At 71.7% G+C, this 4460-nt stretch carries 4 protein-coding genes; 1 reads left to right on the top strand and 3 read right to left on the bottom strand.

The window, feature by feature from the left end:
• Positions 1–315: 315 nt before the first annotated feature.
• Both E0D90_RS23875 and E0D90_RS23870 read right to left on the bottom strand, forming a co-directional pair.
• Positions 316–1704 (bottom strand): GntP family permease, encoded by a 1389-nt coding sequence (locus E0D90_RS23875; RefSeq protein ID WP_130800045.1) that lies wholly within the window; start codon positions 1702–1704, stop codon positions 316–318.
• 157 nt (positions 1705–1861) lie between these two features.
• Positions 1862–2368 (bottom strand): gluconokinase, encoded by a 507-nt coding sequence (locus tag E0D90_RS23870; RefSeq protein ID WP_130800044.1) that lies wholly within the window; start codon positions 2366–2368, stop codon positions 1862–1864.
• A gap of 238 nt (positions 2369–2606) precedes the next feature.
• Between E0D90_RS23870 and E0D90_RS23865 the strand changes: the two genes are divergently transcribed.
• Positions 2607–3335, top strand: a complete 729-nt coding sequence (locus E0D90_RS23865; RefSeq protein ID WP_130800043.1) for a FadR/GntR family transcriptional regulator — start codon at positions 2607–2609, stop codon at positions 3333–3335.
• A gap of 114 nt (positions 3336–3449) precedes the next feature.
• Here the strand turns inward: E0D90_RS23865 and E0D90_RS23860 are convergent.
• The coding region (locus E0D90_RS23860) for a citrate synthase 2 (protein ID WP_130800042.1) at positions 3450–4460 on the bottom strand (1011 nt) is incomplete at its 5' end.

Here is a 4460-nt window from a genome sequence, read left to right as displayed (position 1 = left end):
ACACGAAGCAAAAAATGTTGTTATGAAGGATACGAACTACACAAAGAACAAAACAAGGAGTCTCGTCTGCAGCGTCAGATGTGTAGAAGAGCAATACACCTGACCTACCCGGCTTCGCCGCCTCGCGGGTGCCGGGTGTCAGGTGCCCGCTGTGGCGCGGGGAGGTCGGTGCCGACCACTGGTGCGAACGACTGGTGATCTACCTGGTTCTCCCACCCAGTAGTTCATCGCGCGCCGAATACGGGGAAGCCCCCTCCGGACGCCCGTCGCCGCGGGGTCGGGAGGGGGCTTCCGGAAGGGGCTTCCGGAGGGTGATCAGGCGATGGCGTAGATGGCGCTGGCCATCGCGAAGCCCATCAGTCCGATCGTGGTCTGGAGGACCGTCCATGTCTTCAGCGTGGTCTTGACGTCCATGCCGAGGAAGCGGCCGACCAGCCAGAAGCCGGAGTCGTTGACGTGGCTGGCGGTCACCGAGCCGGCGGCCAGCGCGAGCACGATGGCGGCCACCTCGACCGAGTTGAAGTCACCGGCCAGGACGACCGACTGGATCAGTCCGGCGGCGGTGATCAGCGCGACGGTGGCCGAGCCCTGGGCGATGCGCAGCGCGGTGGCGACCAGGTAGCCGATGACGATGACCGGCAGGCCGAGGTCGGCCAGCGCGTCGGAGAGGGCGTCGCCGATGCCGCTGGCGCGCAGCACCGCGCCGAACATGCCGCCGGCGCCGGTGATCAGGATGATGGAGGCGATCGGGCCGAGCGCGGAGTCCGTCAGCTTCTCGATGACATCGCCGCCGCGGCCGCGCCGGGTGCCCAGCACGTAGATGGCGACCAGCACGGTGATCAGCAGCGCGACCGGGGTGGAGCCCATGGCCCGGGCGAACTCGAACCAGCCGGCCTCGCCGTCGATCCAGCCCGCCGCGCGGGCGGTGTCCAGGCCGGTGTTGGCGAAGATCATGACCAGCGGCAGCATCAGCAGGCCGATCACGGTGGCGGGGGAGGGCGGGTTCTCGTCCTTCTCGACCTGCTCGCCGCCGGTCAGGATGTCCGGCACGGGGAGCACGATGCGCTTGCCGACCCACAGGCCGAAGAGGTAGCTGGTGACGTACCAGGTCGGGATGGCGATGACCAGGCCGAGCAGGATGACCAGGCCGATCTCCGCCTGCATCAGCTCGGAGGCCGCCACCGGCCCGGGGTGCGGCGGCACGAAGATGTGCATCACGGAGAAGGCGCCGGCCACCGGAAGGCCGTAGCGCAGGATGCCGCCGCCCACGCGCCGCGCGACCGTGAAGACGATCGGCAGCATCACGACGAGGCCCGCGTCGAAGAAGATCGGGAAGCCGAAGAACAGCGACGCGATACCCAGTGCCAGAGGCGCGCGGTCCTCACCGAACCGCCGGATCAGGGCGTCGGACAGGGCCTGGGCGCCGCCGCTCACCTCGATCAGCCGGCCGAGGATGGCACCGAGTCCGACCAGCAGCGCCACGCCGCCGAGGGTCGTCCCGAACCCCTGCACAAGGGTGTCGACGACCTGGTTCGACGGGATGCCGGTCGCGAAGGCGGTGATCAGGCTGACCACGATCAGGGCGAGCAGCGCGTGGACGCGCAGCTTCATGATCAGGAACAGCAGGACACCGATCGCGGCGGCGGCTATGGCCAGAAGCGGCCCGGCGCCCATGGTCTGTGTCCAGGTGTCGGTGGGGTCCATGCGGAAGCTCCGTTGCCTTGCGGGGACGTGAGGGTGGTGAGGGTCGAGGTGGTCCGGGTGCGGGGCCGGGGCACGCGTCGGGGCTGAGTCCGGGTGCGGGCCGCCGCGGCCGGGATGCCGTCCCGCCGCCCGGTCCGGTCGGCGGGACGGTGGCGGGTCAGGGCAGGCCGAGGGCGGCCAGGGCGTCGTCGGCGATCTGCTCGGGGGTGCGGCGCAGGTCGACCGTGACGCCGTCCTCGTCGTCGGCGAGCGGTTCGAGGTCGGAGAACTGGGAGTCCAGCAACGAGGGCGGCATGAAGTGGCCGGTACGCAGGTGGAGTCGGCCGGCGATCAGTTCCGGGGTGCCGGCGAGGTGCACGAAGCGCACGTGGCCGGTGGCCTCCCGCAGGAGGTCCCGGTAGTCGCGCTTGAGCGCCGAGCAGCTGACGACGCCCGGTGTCCCGGCCTCGGCCCGTTCGCTGATCCAGTCCCGGATGACCCGGAGCCACGGCAGCCGGTCGGCGTCCGTGAGCGGGGTGCCGGCCGCCATCTTGTCGATGTTGGACTGCGGATGCAGCGCGTCGGCCTCCGCCATGGACCAGCCGAGGCGGTCGGCGAGCAGTGCGGCGATGGTGCTCTTGCCGGCTCCCGACACCCCCATGACCACGAGCGTGGTCGGCGACATGGGCCTCTCCTCACTGAAAGGTGCTACCAATGGTCGGGAAAGGTAACACCAATATTTCCGGTGAGGGAACCCCCGGCGACACACATCACGTTTCGGCCCGGAAAGCCGCGCGACCGGTGGCGCAGCGTCGCCGGCCGATGGCTCAGCGGGCAGGGCGGGGGCGCTCGGAGCGCGCGCCCGGTGCCGCCCGGTCACCGGCGCCCGCCGGACGCCGACGGCCACGGGATAGGCTTCCCACGTGGGGAGACAGCGCGCGGGCAACGGCGGGACCGAGTCACTGCACCACTCGGTGCTCGACGCCATCGGACTGGAGATCACCGGCGGCGTCCTCCCCGAAGGCCACGGCCTCACCCTGGACGTCATCCAGGAACGGTTCGGCGTCTCCCGGACCGTCGCCCGCGAGACCATGCGGCTGCTGGAGTCCATGGGCCTGGTCGTCTCCCGCCGTCGCGTCGGCATCACCGTCCAGCCCTCGTCCTCCTGGCACGTCTACGACCCCCGGGTCATCTGGTGGCGGCTCGCCGGGCCCGGACGCGACTCCCAGCTCCGTTCGCTGACCGAACTCCGCATCGCCGTCGAGCCGTTGGCCGCCTCCGCCGCCGCCCGGTACGCCACCCCCGCCCAGCGCGAACGGCTGCTCGCCCTCGCCGCGGAGATGCGCGCACACGGTGAGGCCGGCCGGCTCGAACCCTTCATGGAACTCGACGTCGAGATGCACTCGCTGCTGCTGCGCGCCAGCGGCAACGAGATGTTCACGGCGCTCACCGACGTCGTCACCTCCGTCCTGCGCGGACGCACCCAGCTCGGACTGATGCCGCACCGGCCGGTGCCGGAGGCCCTCGACCTGCACGAGGAGGTCGCCCGCACGGTCGCCGACGGGGACCACGCCGCCGCCGAGACCGCGATGCGGCGGCTGCTGGCCGAGGTGCGCGACGCGATGGCACCGATCCGGCCCCGCCGCGTCTGACGGGGCGACGGGCGGGCGAGGGTGACGTGGCGACAGGCGCGCGGCGTCTGTCGGGGTGACCGGCGCGCCGGGGCAGCGGGGTGACGGGCGGGCCGGTGGCCCGCCCGGTTCCGTTCAGCCCCGGTGTCCCTCGATCTCACGCGGGTCGCGCGAGGCCGGGCCGATGTAGCGCGCCGCCGGCCGGACCAGCCGTCCCGTGCGCTTCTGCTCCAGGATGTGCGCGGACCAGCCCGCCGTCCTGGCGCAGGTGAACATCGAGGTGAACATGGGCGCCGGCACCTCCGCGAAATCCAGCATGATGGCCGCCCAGAACTCCACGTTGGTGGCGAGCACCCGGTCCGGACGCCGCTCGTGCAGTTCCTTCAGCGCCGCGCGCTCCAACGCCTCGGCCGCCTCGTACCGCGGCGCGCCCAGCTCCTTCGCCGTGCGGCGCAGTACCCGTGCCCGCGGGTCCTCCGCCCGGTAGACCCGGTGACCGAAGCCCATCAGCCGCTCTCCCGAGTCCAGTTGACGCTTGACGTAGGCGGTCGCGTCCCCGGTGCGCTCGATCTCCTCGATCATGCCCAGCACCCGCGAGGGCGCCCCGCCGTGCAGCGGACCGGACATGGCGCCGACCGCGCCGGACAGCGCCGCCGCCACGTCGGCACCGGTGGAGGCGATCACCCGCGCGGTGAACGTCGAGGCGTTCATGCCGTGTTCGGCTGCGGAGGTCCAGTAGGCGTCCACCGCGGCGACGTGCCGCGGGTCGGGTTCGCCCCGCCAGCGCCGCATGAACCGCTCGACCACCGAGTCGGCCTTGTCGATCTCGCGCTGCGGCACCATCGGCACCCCGGTGCCGCGCGCGGACTGCGCGACATAGCTGAGCGCCATCACGGCGGCGCGCGCCAGATCCGCCCGCGCCTGTCCGGCGTCGATGTCCAGCAGCGGGCGCAGCCCCCAGGCCGGGGCGAGCATGGCGAGCGCGGACTGCACGTCCACCCGGACGTCACCCGAGTGCACCGGGATCGGGAACGGTTCCGCCGCGGGCAGCCCTGGTTCGAACGCCCCGTCCACCAGTAGTCCCCACACCTGCCCGAAGGAGACCTTCCCGACCAGGTCCTCGATGTCGACGCCCCGGTACCGCAG

It is taken from the genome of Streptomyces otsuchiensis (assembly GCF_004305975.1).
In the GTDB taxonomy this organism is placed as follows: Bacteria; Actinomycetota; Actinomycetes; order Streptomycetales; family Streptomycetaceae; genus Streptomyces; species Streptomyces otsuchiensis.
This window is presented reverse-complemented; position numbering and strand designations above follow the sequence as displayed.